Raw genomic sequence first — 21,480 nt, 5'->3', positions numbered from 1 at the left:
CGTCCGCTGCCGCCGCCCGCCCTGGGGGATCCCCCGGGCGGGCGGCGGCTCGCGTCGTGGAGAGGGCGCCCGGTGCGGCGACCTCAGATGCCGACGCGTTGCCCCTGGACCGTCGGCTGGTCCTGGTCCGTCGGCTGGTCCTGGTCGAACTGGGTGCGGTACAACTCCTGGTACCGGCCACCGGCGGCGAGCAGGTCGCCGTGCCGTCCACGCTCGACGATCCGGCCGTCCTCGACGACGAGGATCTGGTCTGCCGCACGGATGGTGGAGAGCCGGTGCGCGATGACCACACTCGTCCGGCCGGTCAGGGCTTCGGCGAGGGCGTCCTGAACCGCGGCCTCGGAGGTGGAGTCGAGGTGCGCGGTGGCCTCGTCGAGGATGACCACGCGCGGACGGGCCAGCAGTAGCCGCGCGATGGTGAGCCGTTGCCGTTCCCCGCCCGACAGCCGGTACCCGCGTTCACCGACGACGGTGTCGAGCCCGTCGGGAAGTGAGCGGATCAGGTCGTCGAGGCGGGCCCGCTGAAGCACCTCCCACATCTCCTCCTCCGTGGCGTCCGGCGCAGCGAACGCCAGGTTGGCGCGGATGCTCTCGTGGAAGAGATGCCCGTCCTGGGTGACCACGCCCAGCGCCGTCCGGATCGACTCGGCCGACAGGTCGCGTACGTCGACGTCGGCGAGCGTCACCGCGCCGTCCTCGACGTCGTACAGGCGGGGGACGAGCTGCGCGATCGTCGACTTGCCCGCCCCGGAGGAGCCGACGAGGGCGACCATCTGCCCCGCCTCGGCGCGGAACGACACCCCGTGCAGCACTTCCTCGCCGCCGCGGGCGTCGAGCTTCACCACGTCCTCCAGGGACGCGAGCGACACCCTGTCCGCCGAGGGGTAGCCGAACCGCACCTTGTCGAACTCCACCGCGACCGGCCCGTCGGGCAGCGGGCGCGCGTCGGGCCGGTCGAGGATCAGCGGCTTGAGGTCGAGAATCTCGAAGACCCGCTCGAAGCTCACCAGCGCGCTCATCACCTCCACCCGAGCGCTGGCCAGCGAGGTCAACGGCGCGTAGAGGCGCGACAGCAGCAGAGCGAGGGCGACCACGGTCCCGGCGTCGAGGCTGCCCCGGAGGGCGTAGAGACCACCCAGCCCGTAGACCAGGGCCAGCGCCAGCGAGCCGACGACGGTGAGCGCGGTGATGAAGACCCACTGGAGCATGGCGGCCCGGATGCCGATGTCCCGCACCCGACTCGCCCGTGCCGCGAACTCGGCTGACTCCTCGGCCGGCCGCCCGTACAGCTTCACCAGGGTCGCGCCGGGCGCGGAGAAACGTTCGGTCATCCGTGTGCTCATGGCCGCGTTGTGCTCGGCCGCCTCCCGCTGCAACTGGGCGAGCTTCGAACCCATCCGACGCGCCGGGAGGACGAAGACGGGTAGCAGCACGAGCACCAGCACCGTGATCTGCCACGAGAAGCTGAGCATCACCGCAAGCGTCAGCGCCAGGGTGACAGTGTTGCCGACAACCCCGGACAGGGTGTCGCTGAAGGCCCGCTGCGCGCCGATCACGTCGTTGTTCAGGCGGCTGACCAGCGCACCGGTGCGCGTCCGGGTGAAGAACGCCACCGGCATGCGTTGGACGTGGTCGAAGACGGCCGTCCGCAGCGCGACGATGAGCCCCTCACCGATGCTGGCGGACAGGAACCGCGTCACCAGACCCAGGCCGGCTTCGGCCAGGGCGATCACGGCGATCAACACCGCCAACCGGATCACGACGCCGCTGTCGGCGCCGTCGACGATCGCCTCCACCACCCGCCCGGCGAGGACCGGTGCCGCCACCGTGAGAACCGCCGTCACCACGCTCAACAGCAGGAACCTGATGATCAGGGCCCGGTGTGGCCGTGCGAACCCCGCGATGCGCTTCAGGGTGACACGGGACAGCGGTCGTTGCTCCTGCGCGTTCATCGCGTGGTGCAGAGACGTCCACGCGGTAAATTCCATACTCATGCCCTACCTCCGATAGTGGAGGTTAGGACCTCACCCGAGCTTGAGGTCAAGTTACGGCGCCGGGCGTTCCAACTCGGTGCGGATCTGACCGAACACACCATGTCGGCCTCCGCTGTCAACGCTTCCGGTTCTCCGGATGGCCGGGGCCGGCCCGCCGCGTGTTCAGCCGAGCGCACCACCGGCGCTCAGGCGGTCTGCTCCGCGAACGGCCGCGTCCGCTCGGCCCACCGCACCACGGGCGGTGTGATCAGGCCGACCACGACGAATACGGCACCGAGCAGCAACCAGCCAGGCACCCCCTCATCAAAGATCGCCTGCTCACCGCTCCGCAGCGAGCCATCCAGGAACTGCTGCTAGTGCGGTGACCACATACGTTTACCGGCTTGGTGGCCCCGCGGTGAGTTTGTCGCCACTGCTGCCGGGCAGGCCGTCTTACCATCGCGGCATGAAGATCGTCGTGGATGACCTGTCCGGGCCTGAGATCAAGGCGCTTTTGCAGGAGCACCTCGATGAAATGCGAGCGGTCAGCTCGCCCGAGAGTAAGCATGCCCTTGACCTCGACGGGCTGCGCCAGCCCGCAGTGACCTTCTGGTCGGTCTACGACGGTGACGAACTCGTGGGCTGTGGAGCTCTCAAGAAGCTGGACAACATGAGCGCTGAACTCAAGTCGATGCGGACCGCCCGGACCGCGAAGCGGCGGGGAGTGGCCTCCGCGCTTCTCCAACACGTCTTGGCAGAGGCCCGCCGGCGCGGCTTCACCCGGCTATACCTGGAGACCGGCGCGGATGACCATTTTGCGCCGGCGCGGGCGCTCTACGCGAAGTACGGATTCACCCGATGCGAGCCGTTCGCCGACTACCCAGAGGACCCGAACAGCGTGCATATGACCAAAGTCTTGTAGTCGAGGCTGTCACAGGGCCCGATGTTCAGGCGGCTTGCCTGCGGGGGCGGCCCCAGCGTTGCTGGCGTTCGCTGCGGACGCGGGCGCGTTCGCGGCGTTGCGCGGCCAGGACGTCCGGGTGGCGGGCGTTGGCGTTGCGCCAGCGTAGGTATTTGTGCGGCTCGCGGGCCAGGACCGTGCGGTTGGGGTGGTTCGAGTTGGCCATCGTGAACATGCGTAGCGGCCCGATCTGGGCCTCGATGGGGTTGGCCCAGGACGCACTGGTCGGGGTGAGACACAGCTCGACGTTGTTGCGGGCGGCCCAGGCCCAGATGGCCGGGGTCTTGTTCGCCGAACTGCCGCAGCCGTTCCCGGCCGATGACCACCCGCCGGGCGGCGTCGGTGGCCAGGTAGTCGGCGAGTTTGCGCAGGCTCCAGCAGGTGAATGGCCGCCCGAGGGTGCTCGGGCGGGCCTTGGCCGTCGCGACGATGAACGCTTCCTCGTCGTCACTGATCCGGCGGGGACGGCCTCCCGCCCACTGAGGGTCCAGCGCGCGAAGACCCATCTCGTTGAAGGCGTGGATCACGTCGCGGACGCTGTCTTCGTGCCCGGCGATCAGCCGGGCGATCGCCGGGACAGGTGTCCCGGACGCCGACGCCATGATGATCAGCGCCCGCCGAACCCGTACTGAATCGTGCTTGCCCCGGCGGACGAGTTGTTGCAGCTTACGGCCTTCCTCCTGCGTCAACCGCCGTGCCCGTACCGGCTCGGACAACCCGCCACCCCACTCTCAATGGCCAATATCACCGCCGTCGAGAGTGGGCCTTCACCAGCGACTACCGGCGGACGCCGCCCGGCGTGTCGCTGACCCGGTGAACGTTCATGGTCAACGCACTAGCGATGATTCTCGAATGGTCGTTTCTATGTTCGTTGGTGGTAGTGGTTGCGGCGGGGGAGTTGGTCGGGGTCGAGCCAGGCGGGTGGGATGAATTCGGGGTGGCCGTCGCCGCCGAGCCGCACGGTCCAGTCGTTGTGGTGTAGGTGTCGGTGGTGGTGGCCGCACAGCAGCACTGCGTTGGCCAGGCTGGTGGTGCCGCCGTCGGCCCAGTGGTGGATGTGGTGGGCGTCGCACCAGCGGGGTGGGCGGTCGCAGCCGGGGAAGGCACAGCCCCGGTCGCGCAGCACGAGGGCGCGCCGGAGGGGGGCCGGTGATGAGGCGGCGTTGTCGGCCGACGTCGAGTGGTTGGCTGGCGCTGCCGAGGACGGCGGGCAGGATGGCCGCGTCGCAGGCGAGTCGGCGCACCGTGTCGGGGGTGAGGTGCAGGTCGGTGTCGAGTGCGCCGGCACCGAGCTGGCGGGTCAGCTCGTCGTAGCTGGTGGTGACGACGAGCTGGGCGGGGTCGCCGCCGCTGTCGGGCAGCTCACCGGTGCGCAGGGCGAGGCGGCACACGTCGGCGAGGGCGTCATGGCGGCGTTGGCCGGCGCAGCGGGTGTCGTCGGGGCCGGCGGGTGCACTGAGGGGGTCGATGGCGGCGCGTAGCAGCGCTGCGGCTTCCGCGTCGAGGGTGCCAGTGAGTCGCAGCCGGCCGTCGGTTTGCTCGGAGAGGGTGAGATGCCGGTTGCGGGTTGCCCGGGCAGCCTCGGCCTCCAGGGCGGCTTTGGCTGCGGCGTCGGCGATGTCGGGTGCGACGTGGTCGAGGATGCGGGTGCCGAGCTTGCGCATCAGGGTGGGGTCGAACTGGCCGGCCCAGTCGACCAGCATGCCGACGGCCAGGTCGGCTACCTCCGGCCCGGCGGCCGCCTGCACGGCGGTGACGGTGTCGACGATGACTCGGACCTGCTCCGTGCTGACCGCGCCGGTCGCCAGGGCATCCCGCACGGCGGTCGGGGCCGCGTCGACGCCGGCCGCGAGATCGACCAGCTTGCGCGCGGCCGGAACTGTCAACCGCAGTCGCTCGCGCAGCCAGACCGCCGTGCTGGAGGCGCCCTGCGTCAGTGCGGTGCCGCGACCGTCCAACTCGCGCACCAACGCCAGTTTGACGGCGGCGAGTCGTTGCTCGACGCGGTGCGCGGCGTCGAGAGCAGCGATCAGCTCATGCTCGGCGAGGGCCCAGGCGGCATCGTCGACGCAGGCGGCGACCGCGTCGTCTGCCTGCGCCAACTCCTCGACCATGACTACAAAATAGAACAGATGTACGACACTTTCCCTCGTCGTGCTCAATCGCTGCGCTCGGTGGTCAAGGCCGAGCAGAAACAGGTCGACAAGGACGACGATGACGACAGCTCCGACGGGGACCGACACCGCCCAGCGGCGCGCTGATCGGCTCCACGTCGGGCGCGGCTGTGTTGTCGCCGGCCGCGTGGCCCAGCGACGGAGTGGGGGAGCGGGACCGCGTCAGGCGCCGGGCTGGGGGTGGCCGGCAACGCCCTCGGCACCGGAGCGGGGTTCGAGAACCACCACGGCGGTTTCGGACGAACGCAGCGCCGCGAAGGCGTCAAGCTTCGTGTCGATCTCACGCCAGCGCGCCCACAGGCGTGCCCGTTCGTCGCCGGTCGCGGCGCGTCCACGGATCTGCCGCTGCCCGTCCACCAGGTCGACTGTCGCGTCCGGATGCGCCTGTAGGTTGAGCCACCAGGCGGGCTCACCCTCGCCCCAGCCGTTCATCGCCAACGTGAACAGGTTCGGCCCATCCTCCAGGTACGCGACGATGACACCGCGCTGCTGGCCGGTGCGGCGACCCGTGGTGGTCAGCCGTAACGTGCCCCAACGGGCCGGGCGGGGCCGCCAGAGCCCGACCCGGCCGCGGAAGACCCGATAGAGACCCCGGTGCACGGACCAGGCCGTCCGGATGAACCAGCGCGGCGGAAGCTTCGGCTTCTCCGCTCGATCCTCGATCGACACGACGACCTCCCACACCTGCCCGGCGATGGTGCGAACAGGATGCCAGCCACGGCGTCGGGCGCACCAGTGGCCGTCTATGCATCCGACACGTCCGATCGGGTCACGATTGACTGCCAGGGCGGGTGCGAGCGGTTCCCCCGGCGTGCCGGTGCCGGTTGCCCCGATTCCCGGTGGACCGGCCGTCCCCCCGTCGGGGAGCGGAATCCGCTACCGTTGGCGGGCAATGTGCGGACAGTGTTGAGTTGGTGGAGTGGGTGGTGTCTGTGTGGGCGGCAGGTAAGGTCATCAGGTTCGACGAGACGCGTGGCTACGGCTTCATCGCGCCGTCGAAGGGCGGCGAGGACATCTTCGTCCACGCCAACGATTTCGGTGAGCTGCGGCATCTCGTGCATCCCGGCATGCGTGTCGAGTACGAGGTGGAGGCCGGCGACCGTGGCCTGAAGGTGGCGTCCCTTCGGGTCGTCGATCCGGTCGCGGTCCCCCGTCCGGAACGGGTTCCGGACGCCGCGCCGACGCGGACCGGGCAGACCGGTGACGACGACGGGATGTGTGACGTCCTGTCACCGCGCGAGTTCACCTACGAGGTGACGGAGTTGCTGATCGAGCGGGTGCCGACGCTGACCGCGGCCCAGGTCTCCTCGATCCGGCAGGCTCTGGTCGACCACGCGAGATCGCACGGCTGGGTCGAGAGCTGAGTCGCTGGTCCTTGCACGTCAGTCACGGCCCTGCGGGTGCGAACGGCGCCCGCAGGGCCGTGCTCTGGCGGGTGTGTCCCACGACGAACGAGCCGCGGAGACAGCCGAGGGTGAGGCTCAGTGCGGCGCCGCCTACCCGACAGGCGTGGTCGACTGTGCGCAGGCCGTCGGATCACCGGCGGTCCCCGGCGTCCCCGGAGCCCACGGCTCCGGCATCGACCTGTGCCGGCGGCTACGGGAGAACGGCGTCCTCGCTCCGGTGATCTTCCTGACCGCGCGGCGGACGGTCGCCGACAAGGTCGAAGGGCTCAGCGTCGGCGGCGACGACTACCTGACCAAGCCGTTCAGCCTGGACGAGCTGGTCGCGCGGGCCCGGGCGATCCTGCGCCGGTCGCAGTTGGCCGCGCCCGCGCCGCCGCCGGAGGCGACCGGCGGGTTGCGCTACGCCGACCTGGTGATCGACCAGGAGGCGTACGTGGTGCGCCGGCAGAACGTGGTGATCGACCTGAGCCCCACCGAGTTCAACCTGCTGCGCTACCTGGTGCAGAACGCCGGCCGAGTGATGTCCAAGCAGCAGATAGTCGACCAGGTGTGGGAGTACGACTTCGGCGGCAACCACGGCGTGGTCTCGACGTACATCAGCTATCTGCGCCGCAAGATCGACCAGTTTGATCCGCCGCTGATCCAGACCATCCCCCGGGTCGGCTACACGCTGCGCCTGCCGGCCGAGTGAGCCGATGAGCCTGCGGGGCCGGCTCATCATCCTGGTCGCGGTGCTGCTGGCGGCCGGGATGTGCGTGGCCGCGCTGGCCACCCTGGCCGCGCTGCGGTATTTCCTGGTGACCCGCACCGACACCCAGCTCGATCAGCTGAGCACGGCGGTCGCGGCGCAGGTGGACAACGGCACCGGGCTGAGCCCGTCCGGTGCCGGCAGCGACCGGCTGGCCAGCGCGGGCGGTCAGCCGTTCGTGCTTCTGCGGATCCTGGCCCCGGACGGCACCCCGATGCTGGACCTGCAGAATCCGGGCGGGCAGGCGTCCGCGATCCGGCTGCAACCGAGGGATCCCAGCACGAGCAGACCGGACGGCGCGGTGTACGCGACAGTCACGCTGACAGATCAGCAGCCGAACCAGTGGCGGGTGCGATCCGGCTGGTTGCCCGACCGGCGGACGATCCTGCAGGTCGGCCTCCCGCTCACCGACTACGACGTGGCGAACCGCCAGCTCATCCGTACCCAGGCGGTCGCCACCGCGGTCATCCTGGCCGCCATGGTGCTGATCGCGTGGTGGCTGATCGGCCTGGGCACCCGCCCGCTGGACCGGATCGCCGAGGTGGCCGCGGACATCGGTGCCGGGCACCTGGACCGGCGGGTGCGCCCGGCCCGGCCGAACACCGAGATCGGGCGGCTCAGCGCGGCGCTCAACGCGATGCTGGTGCAGATCCAGACCGCCTTCAAGGAAAGGCAGACCTCGGAGGAGCGGCTGCGGCGGTTCGTCGCCGACGCGTCGCACGAGCTCAACACTCCGGTGTCGACCATCCGCGGATATGCCGAGCTGTTCCGGCACGGTGCCGGCGCCCGGCCGGCCGACCTCGAGGTCGCGATGCGACGCATCGAGTCCGAGGCGACCCGGATGGGCCAACTGGTCAACGAACTGTTGGTGCTGGTGAAACTGGACGAGGGTCGCCCGCTGGACCGGGAACAGGTGGATCTGACCCATCTGGCCACCGAGGCGGCGGCGGACGCCCGAGCCATCGCGCCCGGCCGCCCGCTGAGCGTGCGGGCGCCGGGCTCGCTCGTGATCTCCGGCGACGAGTTGCGCCTGCGGCAGTTGCTGGCCAACCTGTTGTCCAACGTACGCCGGCACACTCCGCCGGGGACCGCCGCCGAGGTCCGGGTCTCCACCTCGGACGGCGGCGCGGTGATCGAGGTGGCCGACGACGGCCCGGGCCTGACCGAGGAGGACAGCCGACGGGTCTTCGAACGCTTCTACCGCAGCGCGACCTCGCGCAGCCGGCAGCGGGAGGGCTCCGGCATCGGCCTTGCCATCGTGGCGGCGATCGCCGAGGCGCACGGTGGCACGGCCGAGGTGAGCTCGGTGCCGGGCGAGGGCACCACCTTCACCGTACGCATCCCACAGGACGAGCGGGCCTAGGCGCTCCTGCGCAGGTAGGCCTCGGCCAACTGACGAAGGCGTGCCCGGTCGAAGCTGGGCCCGTGGCCGGGATGCACGACTGACACGTCGAGGTCGGCGAGGAACTCCATGCTTTGTCGGTAGGCGGCCACGTCGGAGTTCGGCAGGTCGTCGATCAGATAGCCCTCGTAGACGACGTCGCCGGAGTACAGGGCCCCGCTGACCTCCTCCAACAGGGCGATGCTGCCCGGTGTGTGGCCGGGGAGGTGCAGCACGGTCAGTGCCCGCCCGCCCAGGTCGACGCGGTCGCCATCGTCGAGCGTGCGGTGCAGGGTGACGGGGGCGACGCGGTAGGTGGCCGGGTCGTAGTCGGGCTCGGGCAACGTGTCGATCATCAGCTCCGGGACGGCTTCTCCCGCCGCGTCGATGCCGAGTTTGTCGTAGAGCTCCGCGCCGTACAGGCTCGCCGGTACGCCCGCCGCCAGGAGCCCCGCTTCGGCGGGATGGGCGGCCCGGTCGGCGAACTCGGCAGCGCCACCGACATGATCCAGGTGCGCGTGGGTGAGCAGGACCATCGGATCACGCTCGAACATGGCCGGGATCGCCTCCCGCAGGGCGACGACACCGAGCCCGGCGTCGACCACGATGTCACGGTCGTTGCCGCGCAACCACCAGAGGTTCGCCGACAGGAGTTCGTTGACGTGCGGTTCCGAGATCCGGATGACGTCGGTATCCACTTCGGCCCGCGTGAACCAGTCAGTCATGGCGGTCAGTGTGCCAGTGCTGGATATACGTCTCGATCGGTCACAGCCCGGCGTGCGTGGTCAGGCTCTGTCGCAGGTGCAGTTTCGGCCTGGACCCGACGACCGAACCGACGACCTCACCCCGACGGAACACCAGCAGCGTCGGCAGGGACATGACCCGGTAGCGCCGCGTGGCCTGCGGGTTGTCGTCGGAATTGAGCTTGGCGATGACCATCCGGTCGCCGAACTCCCCGGCCAGCTCGACGAGGCTCTTCTCGATCATTTTGCATGGTGGGCACCACTCGGCCCAGAAGTCGACCACGACGGGCCGGTCGCTGGCGAGCACCAGCTCGGCGAACGTGGCATCCGTGACGGTGGTCAGGGAGCCGACTGTCGTCTCCTGGGGCATGTTTCCTCCCGGTGCGCGATGGCGTGGGTGAGCTGGGTGTGCAACTGCTGACGGACCGCTGTGAGCCGACCGAGGTAGTCGTCGACCTCGGCGAGCTTGCGTCGCAGCACCAGCACGGAATCGGGGCAGACGTCGCCGGACGTGTTTCCCGCCCGCAGGCAGGCGACGAACGGACGGACGTCGTCGAGGCCGAAGCCGACGTCGAGCAGTGCGCGGATCTCCTGGACGACCCGCAGCTCCGCCTCGTCGTAGACGCGGTAGCCGTTGGCCGAGCGCTGCGGACGTACCAAACCGTGGGCCTCGTAGTAGCGCAACGTCCGGGTGCTCGTGCCGGCCCGTTCCGCCAGCTCGCCGATCAGCATCAGACCTCCTCGACCAGCCCGTCGCGACCAGGCTAAACCTTGTCGTCAGCGTCAAGGCAAGGTCGCGCCCAGGGACGGCTCAGGGCGCCGCGAGGCGGCACCCTGAGCGTCTACTCGTCTAGCCGATGCGGAACTGTTCGCCGTAGACGGCGAACACCAGCGGTGTGGTCAGGGTGAAGTTGCCGTTGTTGAGGAACACCCGCTGGGCGGTGTCGACGCGGGACGTGTCCGAGTGGGCCTCCTCCTTCTTCATCTCGATGACCCGTTCGTCGAGGAACGCGTTGAGCCAGGTCCGCTCGTCGCCACCCTGGGCCGGGGGCTTCGCGCGGGCGAGGGCGCGGTTGCGGATCTGGCGCATGCCCTCGTACCCGTGCATGACCGCCGCGTCGTAGTAGGCGAACTGGCCGAGTGCCCGGACCTGGTCGTTCTTGCCGTCGCGTACCGATGGGTTGAAGTAGACCCGGTCCCGCTCGGCCTCCTGCGCGGCGCGGAACACCGAGTCGGTGGCCGCGGCCCGCCAGTCGCGGGGGAAGTTGGGGTCCAGACCCGCGTGCGAGGAGGTGCCGTCGACGGCGCGCAGCGCCGGCAGGTACCCGGCCAGCACGTTGCCCGGCTTGGTGCGGGTGTACGCCTCGACCAGTTCGAGCATGTCACCGGTGCCGGAGCAGAAGCCGATGATGCCGGCGGTGTAACCCCGCCCGTCGCCGATGTCCTCGATGTAGGAGAACTGCGCGCGCCAGTCGAGTGAGGAGTTTTCCGCGGCCGAGACGAGCTGCATGGCGACGTCCTTCTTCGCCGGGTCGTCGAGGTTGGTGCCGGCCGGGACGGTGCCGGTCGGCGTTGGGCTGGGTGTGCCCCCGCCGGGCAGTGTCCACTGCTGGTTGGTGGTGCCCCCGCAGGTCCAGATCTGCAACCGGGCACCGTTGGCGGTGCTCCGGTCGGTCACGTCGAGGCACTTGCCCGATGCGGTGTTGACCAGTGCGCCGTTGCTGGCCGTCCACTTCTGCGCGCCGGTGTTGTTGCAGTCGTACAGCTGGATCTTGGCGCCGTTGGCGGTCGACGCGGCGGTGACGTCCAGGCACTTGCCGAGCGCGCGGATCGAGGCGTCGGTGTTGCCGACCGTCCACGTCTGGGCCGCGCTGCCGTTGCAGTCGTAGAGCTGGACCGGCGTGCCGTTTGCCGGATTGGCCCCGGCGACGTCGACGCACTTGCCGCCGAGACCGGTGATCGGGCCGGCGGTCGCGGCGCTGGCCGACGGCAGGCCGTAGCCGACCGCCGCGACGCCGGTCAGCAGGGTGCCCATGACGTAGGCGGCTGTTCTCTTGCGCACCATGGTGTTTCCTCGGGGGAAGGGGCGGCGTGCCGCCGGCCGGTCGGTGCCCGGCGCGGCGATCGGCCCCGGCGGGCACCGCGAGCATCAGGAAACATTATTAACAAATAGTGCTACGTCGATCAACAGTCAATCGTGGACGGCCTTGGCTCAACCGAGGAAGGCGGTGGTGGCGCTGCGGAGTGCGGCGACGCACGCGACGACCGCCGGGTGGCCGCCCGCACCCCGGCGGTAGGCGACGCGGGTGCGGCGGCGCATGGCCAGCGGCAGGAGCCGGACCTGTGGGGAGGGCTGCGCGACGGCGAGCTGCGGAACGAGAGCGACGCCCTGGCCGGCGGCGACAAGCGCGAGCATGGCGGCGAAGTCGTCGGCGTGGTGCCGCACCGCCGGAGCGAAGCCCGCCATCTGGCAGGCGTGCAGGGCCACCGAGTGGCAGAGCGTGCCGGGGCTGCCGACGATCCACTGCGCGTCGCGTGCTCCGCTGATCGGGTCGGACCTGGTGCGCTCGGCGGCGCTGTGCTGGGCGGCGCTGTGCTCGGCGGCGGTGTGGTCGGGCTTGCGGGGCACGGCGAGGAAGACCGTCTCCTCCAGCAGCGCGATCGAGTCCAGCGCCGGGTCGGGTGGGACCGGCGCGATGTCGTAGTCGTGCAGCAGCGCGACGTCGAGCCGTCGGTTCCGCAGCGCGGTCGGCATGCCGACCGGGTCCAGCTCGGTGATCATGAGGTCGAGCGCGGGATGGTCGCGGGCCAGGCTGACCAGGGCCGCGGGGAGCAGGGTGCGGACGGCGCTGGGAAAGGCGCCGATGCGTACGCTTGCGCGCACCCCGGTTCGGGCTGCCGCCAGGGTCGCGTCGGCGGCTTCCAGCGCGGCGAGGATGACCTCGGTGTGCCGCACGAGCGCGTCGGCGGTCGACGTGAGGCCGACCCGCCGGCCGGTGCGCTCCAGCAACCGGGTGCCCGCCTCCCGCTGGAGGGCGGCCAGTTGCTGCGAGACGGCAGACGGCGTGTAGGAGTGCGCCTGGGCGACCGCGGCGATGGTGCCGAGGCGGGCCAGATCCCGCAGCAGGATCAGCCGGCGAACGTCAAGCATCAGCTCAGCTTACGTATTGGTTGAGCAATCGGAACTGGACCTTCCTGGTCGCTCGGCCGAGAGTGGAAGGCATGACCCTGACCGGCCTGTACGTACCGCTGATCACGCCCTTCGACCTGGCCGGGCGCGTCGCCACCGACGCGCTGACGGCCCTCGCGACCGATGCCCTGGATGCCGGCGCGGCCGGTCTGGTCGCGCTCGGCACGACGGGGGAGCCGGCCGCGCTCACCGACGAGGAGCGCGGCGCGGTGCTCGACGTCCTGGCCGCGGTCTGCCGTGCGCGCCGCGCCCGTCTGCTCGTCGGCGCCAACAGCGTCGAGGCGTTGCGCGCCCTGTCCGACCGGCCGGAGGTGACGGCGGCGCTCTGCCTGGTGCCCTCGTTCCTGCGGCCCGGCGCGGCGGGAGTGCTCGCCTACTTCACCCACCTCGCCCGGGCCAGCCCGGTGCCGCTTGTCGTCTATCACGTCCCGTACCGCACCGGGCAGCACCTCCACGCCGGCGATCTCCGGCAGCTCGCCGGCCTGCCCGGCGTCATCGGCATCAAGTACGCCACCGGCGGGATCGACGGGGACACCGTCGACTTCCTCGCCAACATCCGGCCCGGCTTCGCCGTGCTCGGTGGCGAGGACCCGCTCATCTCCCCGTTGCTCGCCCTCGGCGCGCACGGCGCCATCGCGGCCTCGGCCCAGGTCGCCGCCCCGGACTTCGTCCGGCTGGTCGCGCACTGGCACGCCGGCGACGTCGTCCGTGGGCGGTCGCTCGGCCATCGGCTCGCGGGCCTGTCGGCGGCGCTGTTCGCCGAGCCCAACCCGACGGTGATCAAGTCGGTGCTCCACGCGCGGGGTCGCATCCCGACGGCCGCCGTACGGCTGCCGTTGCTGCCCGCCGGTCCGGACGCCGCGCGGCGGGCACTCCGGCACCTGGACGAGCTGACGAGCGCGCCGAGGTGACCGGACGGCACCCGCCGGGCGGCGTCCGCACGGTCAGTGCTCCCGATAGGTGGCCCGGTCGAAGTCGGCGTACACCCCGTCGCCACCCAGGTCCTGCACCCACAGGCCGACGAACGCCCCGGTGAAGCCCCACGCCGCCGGCTCCCCGTCGATGATCAGCGCGGCGTGCTCGTCGGACAGGATCGTCGCGTCCAGGTCGACCGGCAACCGCTGCCAACCCGCGCCGAGGTCGTACTCGAAGCGCACCACCGGCCCGTCGAACACCGCCCGCAGACCCACCCGCGCGACCCCGCTGGCATCGACGGTCAGCTCGGGGTACGGGGTGCGCCGCCCGTTGTCGGAACTCAGCAGCTCCAGCACCGTCCGCCCGTCGTCGGCGCGGGTCAGGTAGAGGTGGTGCCAGTTGAGGGTGTTGTAGTACGCGGTGATGCCGGCGAGCTGACGGTGGTCGACCGGGTCGAACTCCACCACGGTCTCCAGGGAGCAGTGCGTCGCCTCGACGCGTCGCGCGACCAGGCTGGGGGCCTGTCGGCCGACCGGCGACTGCCCGCCGTGCACGCGCAGGTGCGACGGCCGGGACCGCAGGTCGATCCAGTCGTCGGTGGCCGGCCGGCGCAGCGTCGACCAGCACAGACCCAGCTCGGGGGCGTCGAAGTGGTCGGTGTCCGGCTCCGCCGGCCACGGGTGCGGGGGTAGGTCCGGTGCGACGACCTCGTCCGCCGGCACCCCTCCGGGGATGCGGGGCCAGCCATTCGAGGGCCACTCGACCCGCTGGATCGCGGTCTCCCGGCCCAGCACGCAACTGCCCAGCGGTGAGTAGGGGCGACCCACCAGGTGGGCCAGATACCACTCGCCGCCCTGGGTGCGGACCAGGCTGCCGTGCCCGGCCTTCTGCAACCGCAGGTCCGGCCGGCCGACCGAGCTGAGCAGCGGGCCGTCCGGCTGGACCTCGTACGGCCCGAACAGCTCCCGGGACCGCGCAACGGTGACCTGGTGCTCCCAGCTGGTGCCGCCCTCGGCGGTGATCAGCCAGTACCACCCGTCGTGGCGGTACAGGTGCGGGCCCTCGGTGACCCCGACCGGGGTGCCGGTGAACAGGATGCGGGGTCGGCCGACCAGACGGCGCGCGGCCCGGTCGTACTGTTGGATCTCGATGCCGCCGAAGCGGTCCCGACCGGGTCGCCAGTCGGCGCTCATGCTCAGCAGCCAGGTGGTGCCGTCGTCGTCGTGGAACAGGGCGGCGTCGAAACCGCGCCCGTGCAGCTTCACCGGATCCGACCAGGGGCCGGCGATGTCCTCGGCGGTGACCAGGAAGTTCTGTGGATCCCAGTAGCCGCTGGCGAAGCTTGCCACGTCGCTGTAGACGAGGTGGAACTGGCCGTCGTGGTACGTCAGGTCGGGCGCCCACACGCCGTTGGAGTCGCCGCAGCCGCGCAGGTCGAGCAGGCGGCGGTCGGTGATGATCCCGCCCAGCGTGCGCCAGTTCACGAGATCACGCGAATGGTGCACACGCACACCCGGATACCACTCGAAGGTCGAGGTGGCCAGGTAGTAGTCGTCGTCGACGCGCAGGATCGACGGATCCGGATGGAAGCCGGCGAGGACGGGATTGCGGATCGACCGGGCAGCGGTCACCACATCAGCGATGTCGGTCGACACGAGAGCTCCTCTGGGGGACTGTCTGGAACTTCCGGAAACTTGCGGTCCAGGATCACTGGAAGTCCTGACTACGCTAGCCGGTCTTTTCGCAATAGGACAGAGGTCTTGACCGTCGCGGCAACAGCTCGTAGCGTGCCGGCCATCGACCGGTAATACCGGCGAAGCAATGAAAGTTCCGGAGATCCATGTTCCCCCTGCCGGCTCGACCGGCGTCCGAGCACCCCCGTGAGTCCCCGAAGGGATGGATCATGACAGCGCACCTTTCCCGCCGAACGCTGCTCGGCCTCGCCGGTGCCGGCGCCGGCGCATACCTGTTGAGCGCCTGTGGCGGTGACGACAAGTCCAGCGACCCGAACGCGCCACAGACCATCAACTGGTGGCACATCCAGAACACCGACCCGCTGCTGCCCGTGTGGGCGGCGATGGCGAACGAGTACAAGGCGGCACACACCAACGTCACCTTCGACATCCAGCCCCTGGAGAACGAGGCCTTCAAGGCCAAGCTCACCACCGTCACCCAGGCCGGCGACCCGCCGGACCTCTTCCAGTCCTGGGGCGGCGGCGTGCTCAAGCAGCAGGTGGACGCGGGCCTGGTCAAGGACCTCACCGACGACGTGAAGCCGTGGATCGGCGGGTTGCTGCCCGCCGCCATGGAGCCGTACACGATCGACGGCAAGATCTACGGCGTTCCGTTCGACATCGGTATGGTCGGTTTCTGGTACAACAAGGACCTCTTCACCCGCGCCGGCATCACCGCCCCACCCACCACCTGGACGGGTGTGCTCGACGCGGTCCGCAAGCTCAAGGGTGCGGGCATCACCCCGATCGCCCTGGCCGGCAAGGACAAGTGGCCGGCGCACTTCTACTGGTCCTACCTCGCGATGCGCATCGGCGGCAAGGACGCGCTGGGCAAGGCCGTCACGGACAAGAACTTCGACAGTCCCGACCTCGTCGCCGCCGGTGACCGGCTCAAGGAACTCGTCGACCTCCAGCCGTTCCAGAAGGGGTTCCTCGGGGCGTCGTACAGCTCGCCCGACGGGCAGGCCGCCACCATGGGCAACGGTGGTGCCGCCATGGAGCTGATGGGGCAGTGGGCGCCGGCGACGCAGGCGACGAGCTCCACCAGCAAGAAGGGCATCGGCGACAAGCTCGGCTTCTTCCCCTTCCCCTCGGTCGAGGGCGGAAAGGGCACCGCCACCGAGGTGTTCGGCGGCGGCAACGGCTTCGCCATCGGCAAGAACGCGCCAGGCGCCACCGTCGACTTCCTGAAGTTCCTGCTCAGCCCCGACAACCAGCGCACGGCCACGAAGACCGGCGCGGTGCTGCCGACCGTGAAGGAAGCCGCGTCGGCCATCACCGACCCCAACGCCAAGACCGTCGCGGAGACGCTCGCCAGCTACACCGGCTTCCAGCTCTACCTCGACCAGGCGTACGCGCCCGCGCTCGGTTCGCAGATCAACGACAGCGTGGCCGAGCTCATCGCCGGCAACAAGTCGCCCGCGCAGATCGTCAAGGACATCACGCAGGTGGCGAAGAGCGTCTGAGCATGCTCTCCCACCCATCCGTAGCCGGCCGCAAAACCCCAGTGGAGTAGGCATGACCACGCCATCGACCGTGTCGGACACCAGGCACGGCGACACGGCGACGGACCCGCCGGCACCGGGGCCGGGCACCGCGCGTCAGCGCGGCCGCCAGCCCCGGCCGGGCCGCGGCGGCGTCCTCGCTGTCTTCCTCACACCAGCCCTGGCGTTGTTCCTGCTGCTGGTCATCGCCCCGATCCTGGTGGCCAGCTACGCCAGCCTCTACAAGTGGAACGGCTTCGGGCTACCGGAGAACTTCGTCGGGCTGGACAACTACACGCGCGCCTTCAACGACCCCACCTTCCGGGGCGACCTGTGGCGCGGGTTCGTGCTGGTGCTGCTGTCGCTGGCCGTCCAACTGCCCGCCGCGCTGGCCCTGGCCATGCTGCTCAACCAGCCCCTGCGGGGCCGCGCCGTCTACCGGCTGATCTTCTTCGCCCCGTACGTGCTGTCCGAGGTCACCACGGCAGTTCTGTTCACCCTGGTGTTCTCACCCAACCGGGGCCTGGGCGAGGCGCTCTCCGGCTGGCTCGGCGCGGACGCCGGTGCCGTCTTCGCCGACCCGGACACCGTGCTGTTCGCCGTCTTCCTGGTGGTGTCCTGGAAGTACTTCGGCCTCTACATGATGCTCTTCCTGGCGGCCCGACAGGGCATCCCCAAGGAGCTCTCCGAGGCCGCGGTCACCGACGGCGCCACCGCCTGGCAGGCGTTCCGGCACGTCACCCTGCCCCTGCTGGGCCCGACGATCCGGATCAGCGTGTTCCTGTCGGTCATCGGCACCATCCAGCTGTTCGACATGGTCTGGGTGCTCACCGGCGGTGGCCCGATCCACTCCTCGGAGACCATGGCCGTGACGATGTACGAGTACGGTTTCCGCCGCTTCGAAGTCGGCTACGCCAGTGCGATCAGCATCATCATGTTCCTGCTGAGCCTCGTCTTCGCCCTGTTCTACCAGCGCGTGGTCCTGCGTCGGGACACCGAGGGCGCGATCACCAACCAGGGAGGCCAGCGATGACCGCCAGGACCAGTCGCGCCCAGCGGACCCGCAGCCTCGTGCTGCACCTGATCTGCGTGGCCGTCGGCGCGCTGATCGTCGTACCGGTCTGGTTCGGGGTGCTCGGCGGCTTCAAGGACAACGGTCAACTGTCCACCAACCCGCTGGGCTGGCCCGACCCCTGGGTGGGCAACTACGGCGACATCCTCGCCAACGAGCTCTTCTGGCGACAGCTCGGCAACAGTGTGCTGATCGCCGTCACCAGCACCGTCATCGTCGTCGGCGCGGCGGCGATGGCCGCGTTCGTCTTCGCGCGCTACGCGTTCCGGGGCCGCGAGTTCCTGGTGACCCTCTTCGCGATCGGTCTGATGTTCCCGTTCGCGGTGGCCATCCTGCCGCTGTTCGTCCTGCTGCGCGCCATGGGTCTGCTGGACAACCCGCTCGGCGTCATCCTGCCCCAGGCCGCCTTCGGGCTGCCGATCACCATCATCATCCTGCGCCAGTTCTTCCGTACCATCCCGGCCGAGGTGGAGGAGGCCGCCGTCCTGGACGGCTGCAGTTCCTTCGGGTTCTTCTGGCGGGTCCTGCTGCCGATGGCCCGTCCCGCCCTGGCCACCGTCTCGGTGCTGGCGATCGTGACCAGCTGGAACAACTTCATGCTGCCGCTCGTCGTCTTCAGCGACCAGAGCTGGTGGACGCTCCCCGTCGGGGTCCAGGCCTTCCAGGGCCAGTACGCCGACGACACCGCACGGGTGCTCGCCTACGTCGTGCTGTCCATGATCCCGGCCCTCGGCTTCTACGCCGTGGCCGAACGACAGCTCATCGGCGGCCTGACCGGCAGCGTCAAGGGGTGACACCGCACCACCGCGAGCAGACCTGAAGCTTCCAGGCAGACGAAGGAGCGACCGTGGGCGCGGAGACCGGCCGAAACGTCACCATCGCGATGATCGCGCGACTGGCCGGTGTCTCCGTGCCCACGGTCTCCCGGGTCATCAACGGACGCTCCGACGTCGCCCCGGACACCCGGGAACGGGTCGAGGCGCTGCTCAACCGGCACGGCTACCGCCGCCGGTCACCGGCCCGGCGCACCGACGCCGCGCTTATCGACCTGGTCTTCAACGACCTGGACAGCCCGTGGGCCGTGGAGATCATCCGCGGGGTGGAGGACGTCGGTCAGACCAGCGGCGTCGGCACCGTCGTGTCGGCCATCCACTGGCGCATCTCCTCGGCCAAGCAGTGGCTCGACAACATGCGTACCCGCTCCACCGAGGGCATCATCTTCGTGACCTCGATGGTGAACCCGCCGTTGCAGGCCGAACTGCGCCGCCTGCACCTGCCGGTGGTCATCATCGACCCCGCCGGCGTCGATCCGCAGGAGTCACCCACCATCGGCGCCACCAACTGGGCGGGCAGCCTGAGCGCCAACCAGTACCTGATCAGTCTCGGGCACCGCCGCATCGGCTTCATCGCCGGCCCACCGCACCTGATGTGCAGCCGGGCCCGGATGGACGGCTACCGGGCCGCGCTCGGCGCCGCCGACATCCCCCTCGACGACAGCCTCATCCGCCCCGGCAACTTCTACCACGAGTCCGGGTTCAGCGCGGGCACCCAGCTCCTGGCCCTGCCCGACCCGCCCACCGCCATCTTCGCCTCCAGCGACCAGATGGCACTCGGCGTCTACGAGGCGGTCCGCAAACGTGGCCTGCGGGTGCCCGACGACATCAGCGTGGTCGGCTTCGACGACCTGCCGGAGGTCCGGTGGTGCTCCCCGCCGCTGACCACCGTGCGTCAACCCCTGGCCGAGATGGGCATGCTGGCCGCACGGACCGTGTTGCGCCTCGCCAGCGGCGAGAGGACCGAGAGCCCCCGGGTCGAGCTCGCCACCGAGCTCATCGTCCGCGACAGTGCCGCACCACCACGGCGGCCGGTGACCTCGGGCTCGTGACGCCTCGCTCAGCCGTCCCGTGATCGACTCGGGTTCACGGAAATCGCGGTGTCCGGGTGTCGGGGACACCCCGACATCATGAAAGCCGAGTCGACCTGGGAACCGGAGCACGGGGGCCGCCGAGAGCACGGGTGGCCCGGTTCGGGAAGGATCCCGAGCCGGGCCACCCGCGTGGCTCCAGCCGAACGCTACCGGTACGGACTCAGCTTCGGGTCCACCGCTGGCTGGTCGCGCTGGTACAGCTTGCGAGAACGACCGGGGTGCTGTTGGCGGTGCCACCGGCGTTCGGCGCGAGGCACAGGCCGGACTGCACGCCGGTGATGGTGCCGTCGCTGTTGACGTTCCACTGCTGGTTGGTGCCGCCGGTGCAGTCCCAGATGATCGCCCGGGTGCCCGCCGTGGTGCCCTGGCGCTCGGCGTCCAGGCACTTCGTGCCGTACACCTGGAGTTGCTTGGCGGCGGTCGGCGTCCACTGCTGGTTGGTGCCGCCGTTGCAGTCCCACAACGCGACCTGGGTGCCGTTGGTCTGCGACCGCGACGGGACGTCCAGGCACCGACCGGCGTTGGTGTTGCGCAGCGGCCCGGCCGTGCCGCCCGGTGGCGGAGTGGTCGGGTTCGGCGGCGGCGTGGTGGGGCTTGTGGTGTCGAAGCCGAGGAACCGGATGGCCTGCGCGGCGTCGAACGGGATGGAGTGGCCGTACCCCTGGAAGCTGATGGCCTCGACGGGCGCCGTGCCACCGGTGCCTCCGTACCGGGTACGGGTGGCGCTGGCCTGCGGGGAGTCGGTGTAGCTGGGGGTCTGGGACACGCCCAGGACGTTTGTCCACTGCTTGACCTGCTCGCCGAAGTTGACGTAGCTCAGCGTGGTGTCCGTGGTGCCGTGCCAGATCTGCACCCGGGGACGACTGCCGGTGTAGCCGGGGTAGGCGTTGCGCACCAGATCACCCCACTGTTGCGGGGTCCGGACGATGCGCCCGCCGGAACACTCGCTGTTCCACTCGGCGCCGTTGGTGGTGGCGAAGCAGCCAAACGGGACCCCGGACGAGCTGAACCCGGCACTGAACAGGTCGGGGTAGAGGCCGACCATGACGTTCGTCATCATGGCCCCGGAGGAGAAGCCACCCACGGCGATCCGGTTCGCATCGACCGGGTAGCGGCCCCGGACGTAGTCGACCATGGACTTGAGGCCGATCGGGTCGCTGCCGCCGTCGCGCCGCAGCGCCTGTGGGGAGGAGACATCCCAACACTTGCTGCTGCGGGTCACCGACGGGTAGATCACGATGAAGCCGTAACGGTCGGCGAGGGTGCTGAGCCCGAAACCGGAGTGCACGGCCGGGCCGCTGCCGGTGCAGTAGTGCAACGCGAGCAGGAGGGCTGGCTGGGCCGCGACCCGGTCCGGCACGTACAGGTGCATCTGGAGGTTCGTCGGGTTGGTGCCGAAGTTGGTCACCTGGGTGAGCGTCGCGGCCGACGCCGGGGTGGCGGCCGTGACCACGGCCGTCATCGTCGCCAGGGCCGTCGCGAGCGCGGCGGCCAGCAGTGCGATCCTTGATCTCATCGGCGCTTCCTCTTGTGCGGGGTCGGGGGACTCGGCGGCAGCACGGAGCGCGGACGTGCGTCGTCCGCCGCGCGTCGCCGGCGGCCACTGTCGAGTCCTGATGCGACGCCCGGATGCCCGGCCGGACGCCGTGACGCCGAGGCCGACCAGCGGGAGCTCTCCCGCGAGCCGCGAACGCTGGCCGCCTCGACATCGACTGTGAGCGATAACATGCCGTTCGTCAAGTTGTAACGTATGACGTCAGTCGATTGCTCGGA

At 70.2% G+C, this 21,480-nt stretch carries 19 protein-coding genes and 2 pseudogenes; 10 read left to right on the top strand and 11 right to left on the bottom strand.

Going from position 1 to position 21,480, the window contains the following annotated elements; translation table 11 throughout:
* Window positions 1-83: 83 nt before the first annotated feature.
* Entirely contained in the window at window positions 84-1,994 is a 1,911-nt protein-coding gene (locus AB0B57_RS02155) for an ABC transporter ATP-binding protein (RefSeq protein ID WP_357064238.1), read from the bottom strand.
* A 445-nt stretch (window positions 1,995-2,439) separates the two neighbouring features.
* On the opposite strand from AB0B57_RS02155, the gene AB0B57_RS02150 reads away from it, so the two are divergent.
* Complete coding sequence (locus AB0B57_RS02150; protein ID WP_357064235.1) at window positions 2,440-2,895, top strand: GNAT family N-acetyltransferase; 456 nt, start codon at window positions 2,440-2,442, stop codon at window positions 2,893-2,895.
* A gap of 25 nt (window positions 2,896-2,920) precedes the next feature.
* Here AB0B57_RS02150 and AB0B57_RS02145 read toward each other — a convergent pair.
* Both AB0B57_RS02145 and AB0B57_RS02140 read right to left on the bottom strand, forming a co-directional pair.
* Window positions 2,921-3,650 (bottom strand): annotated as a pseudogene (locus tag AB0B57_RS02145) (helix-turn-helix domain-containing protein).
* 146 nt (window positions 3,651-3,796) lie between these two features.
* Window positions 3,797-5,048, bottom strand: a pseudogene (locus AB0B57_RS02140) (DUF222 domain-containing protein).
* Window positions 5,049-5,066: 18 nt separating this feature from the next.
* On the opposite strand from AB0B57_RS02140, the gene AB0B57_RS02135 reads away from it, so the two are divergent.
* On the top strand, window positions 5,067-5,195 hold the full coding sequence (locus AB0B57_RS02135) for a hypothetical protein (protein ID WP_357064233.1): 129 nt from the start codon (window positions 5,067-5,069) through the stop codon (window positions 5,193-5,195).
* A 75-nt stretch (window positions 5,196-5,270) separates the two neighbouring features.
* Here the strand turns inward: AB0B57_RS02135 and AB0B57_RS02130 are convergent, their stop codons facing one another.
* Window positions 5,271-5,777 carry a nitroreductase/quinone reductase family protein gene (locus AB0B57_RS02130; RefSeq protein ID WP_357064231.1) on the bottom strand — a complete coding sequence of 169 codons (507 nt, stop codon included), beginning with the start codon at window positions 5,775-5,777 and terminating at the stop codon, window positions 5,271-5,273.
* A gap of 263 nt (window positions 5,778-6,040) precedes the next feature.
* On the opposite strand from AB0B57_RS02130, the gene AB0B57_RS02125 reads away from it, so the two are divergent.
* The 3 genes from AB0B57_RS02125 (at window position 6,041) to AB0B57_RS02115 (ending at window position 8,625) form a co-directional block, all read left to right on the top strand.
* Window positions 6,041-6,472, top strand: coding sequence for a cold shock domain-containing protein (locus tag AB0B57_RS02125; RefSeq protein ID WP_357064498.1), 432 nt, complete (start codon window positions 6,041-6,043; stop codon window positions 6,470-6,472).
* 73 nt (window positions 6,473-6,545) lie between these two features.
* Window positions 6,546-7,205 carry a response regulator transcription factor gene (locus tag AB0B57_RS02120; protein WP_357064228.1) on the top strand — a complete coding sequence of 220 codons (660 nt, stop codon included), beginning with the start codon at window positions 6,546-6,548 and terminating at the stop codon, window positions 7,203-7,205.
* Window positions 7,206-7,209: 4 nt separating this feature from the next.
* Window positions 7,210-8,625 (top strand): HAMP domain-containing sensor histidine kinase, encoded by a 1,416-nt coding sequence (locus AB0B57_RS02115; protein WP_357064225.1) that lies wholly within the window; start codon window positions 7,210-7,212, stop codon window positions 8,623-8,625.
* Here AB0B57_RS02115 and AB0B57_RS02110 read toward each other — a convergent pair.
* The 5 genes from AB0B57_RS02110 to AB0B57_RS02090 form a co-directional block, all read right to left on the bottom strand.
* Window positions 8,622-9,368 carry an MBL fold metallo-hydrolase gene (locus AB0B57_RS02110; RefSeq protein ID WP_357064222.1) on the bottom strand — a complete coding sequence of 249 codons (747 nt, stop codon included), beginning with the start codon at window positions 9,366-9,368 and terminating at the stop codon, window positions 8,622-8,624. The genes AB0B57_RS02115 and AB0B57_RS02110 overlap by 4 nt on opposite strands.
* A 40-nt stretch (window positions 9,369-9,408) precedes the next feature.
* Window positions 9,409-9,756 (bottom strand): thioredoxin, encoded by a 348-nt coding sequence (trxA, locus tag AB0B57_RS02105; RefSeq protein WP_357064218.1) that lies wholly within the window; start codon window positions 9,754-9,756, stop codon window positions 9,409-9,411.
* Complete coding sequence (locus AB0B57_RS02100) at window positions 9,726-10,118, bottom strand: MerR family transcriptional regulator (RefSeq protein ID WP_357064216.1); 393 nt, start codon at window positions 10,116-10,118, stop codon at window positions 9,726-9,728. Before AB0B57_RS02100 ends, trxA begins: the two co-directional genes overlap by 31 nt.
* 118 nt (window positions 10,119-10,236) lie before the next feature.
* Window positions 10,237-11,451, bottom strand: a complete 1,215-nt coding sequence (locus AB0B57_RS02095) for a chitosanase (protein ID WP_357064213.1) — start codon at window positions 11,449-11,451, stop codon at window positions 10,237-10,239.
* A 147-nt stretch (window positions 11,452-11,598) separates the two neighbouring features.
* Window positions 11,599-12,537 (bottom strand): LysR family transcriptional regulator, encoded by a 939-nt coding sequence (locus tag AB0B57_RS02090; RefSeq protein WP_357064211.1) that lies wholly within the window; start codon window positions 12,535-12,537, stop codon window positions 11,599-11,601.
* 71 nt (window positions 12,538-12,608) lie between these two features.
* On the opposite strand from AB0B57_RS02090, the gene AB0B57_RS02085 reads away from it, so the two are divergent.
* A complete protein-coding gene (locus AB0B57_RS02085; RefSeq protein WP_357064208.1) occupies window positions 12,609-13,487 on the top strand; it encodes a dihydrodipicolinate synthase family protein in 879 nt (292 codons plus the stop codon).
* A 33-nt stretch (window positions 13,488-13,520) separates the two neighbouring features.
* Here AB0B57_RS02085 and AB0B57_RS02080 read toward each other — a convergent pair whose 3' ends face one another.
* Window positions 13,521-15,146 carry a glycoside hydrolase family 43 protein gene (locus AB0B57_RS02080; RefSeq protein ID WP_357064206.1) on the bottom strand — a complete coding sequence of 542 codons (1,626 nt, stop codon included), beginning with the start codon at window positions 15,144-15,146 and terminating at the stop codon, window positions 13,521-13,523.
* Between the two features lie 248 nt (window positions 15,147-15,394).
* On the opposite strand from AB0B57_RS02080, the gene AB0B57_RS02075 reads away from it, so the two are divergent.
* The 4 genes from AB0B57_RS02075 to AB0B57_RS02060 are packed head-to-tail and all read left to right on the top strand — an operon-like array spanning window position 15,395 to window position 19,665.
* A complete protein-coding gene (locus tag AB0B57_RS02075) occupies window positions 15,395-16,690 on the top strand; it encodes an extracellular solute-binding protein (RefSeq protein WP_357064203.1) in 1,296 nt (431 codons plus the stop codon).
* 52 nt (window positions 16,691-16,742) lie between these two features.
* A complete protein-coding gene (locus AB0B57_RS02070) occupies window positions 16,743-17,741 on the top strand; it encodes a sugar ABC transporter permease (protein ID WP_357064200.1) in 999 nt (332 codons plus the stop codon).
* Window positions 17,738-18,574 carry a carbohydrate ABC transporter permease gene (locus AB0B57_RS02065; RefSeq protein ID WP_357064198.1) on the top strand — a complete coding sequence of 279 codons (837 nt, stop codon included), beginning with the start codon at window positions 17,738-17,740 and terminating at the stop codon, window positions 18,572-18,574. Before AB0B57_RS02070 ends, AB0B57_RS02065 begins: the two co-directional genes overlap by 4 nt.
* Window positions 18,575-18,627: 53 nt before the next feature.
* Complete coding sequence (locus AB0B57_RS02060; protein WP_357064197.1) at window positions 18,628-19,665, top strand: LacI family DNA-binding transcriptional regulator; 1,038 nt, start codon at window positions 18,628-18,630, stop codon at window positions 19,663-19,665.
* Window positions 19,666-19,867: 202 nt separating this feature from the next.
* Here the strand turns inward: AB0B57_RS02060 and AB0B57_RS02055 are convergent, their stop codons facing one another.
* Window positions 19,868-21,223 (bottom strand): PHB depolymerase family esterase, encoded by a 1,356-nt coding sequence (locus AB0B57_RS02055; RefSeq protein ID WP_357064194.1) that lies wholly within the window; start codon window positions 21,221-21,223, stop codon window positions 19,868-19,870.
* Between the last annotated feature and the right edge of the window lie 257 nt (window positions 21,224-21,480).

Origin of the sequence: Micromonospora sp. NPDC049101, from assembly GCF_040648675.1 — a bacterium.
Classification (GTDB): Bacteria; Actinomycetota; Actinomycetes; order Mycobacteriales; family Micromonosporaceae; genus Micromonospora.
This window is presented reverse-complemented; position numbering and strand designations above follow the sequence as displayed.

Bases quoted from the DNA above. Each gene is read 5' to 3' on its own strand.
- AB0B57_RS02070 (WP_357064200.1), top strand. From the start codon at position 16,743: ATGACCACGCCATCGACCGTGTCGGACACCAGGCACGGCGACACGGCG.
- AB0B57_RS02055 (WP_357064194.1), bottom strand. From the start codon at position 21,223: ATGAGATCAAGGATCGCACTGCTGGCCGCCGCGCTCGCGACGGCCCTG.
- AB0B57_RS02095 (WP_357064213.1), bottom strand. From the start codon at position 11,451: ATGGTGCGCAAGAGAACAGCCGCCTACGTCATGGGCACCCTGCTGACC.
- AB0B57_RS02085 (WP_357064208.1), top strand. From the start codon at position 12,609: ATGACCCTGACCGGCCTGTACGTACCGCTGATCACGCCCTTCGACCTG.
- AB0B57_RS02075 (WP_357064203.1), top strand. From the start codon at position 15,395: ATGACAGCGCACCTTTCCCGCCGAACGCTGCTCGGCCTCGCCGGTGCC.
- AB0B57_RS02155 (WP_357064238.1), bottom strand. From the start codon at position 1,994: ATGAGTATGGAATTTACCGCGTGGACGTCTCTGCACCACGCGATGAAC.
- AB0B57_RS02090 (WP_357064211.1), bottom strand. From the start codon at position 12,537: ATGCTTGACGTTCGCCGGCTGATCCTGCTGCGGGATCTGGCCCGCCTC.
- AB0B57_RS02135 (WP_357064233.1), top strand. From the start codon at position 5,067: ATGTACGACACTTTCCCTCGTCGTGCTCAATCGCTGCGCTCGGTGGTC.
- AB0B57_RS02110 (WP_357064222.1), bottom strand. From the start codon at position 9,368: ATGACTGACTGGTTCACGCGGGCCGAAGTGGATACCGACGTCATCCGG.
- AB0B57_RS02115 (WP_357064225.1), top strand. From the start codon at position 7,210: ATGAGCCTGCGGGGCCGGCTCATCATCCTGGTCGCGGTGCTGCTGGCG.
- AB0B57_RS02100 (WP_357064216.1), bottom strand. From the start codon at position 10,118: ATGCTGATCGGCGAGCTGGCGGAACGGGCCGGCACGAGCACCCGGACG.
- AB0B57_RS02150 (WP_357064235.1), top strand. From the start codon at position 2,440: ATGAAGATCGTCGTGGATGACCTGTCCGGGCCTGAGATCAAGGCGCTT.
- trxA (WP_357064218.1), bottom strand. From the start codon at position 9,756: ATGCCCCAGGAGACGACAGTCGGCTCCCTGACCACCGTCACGGATGCC.
- AB0B57_RS02065 (WP_357064198.1), top strand. From the start codon at position 17,738: ATGACCGCCAGGACCAGTCGCGCCCAGCGGACCCGCAGCCTCGTGCTG.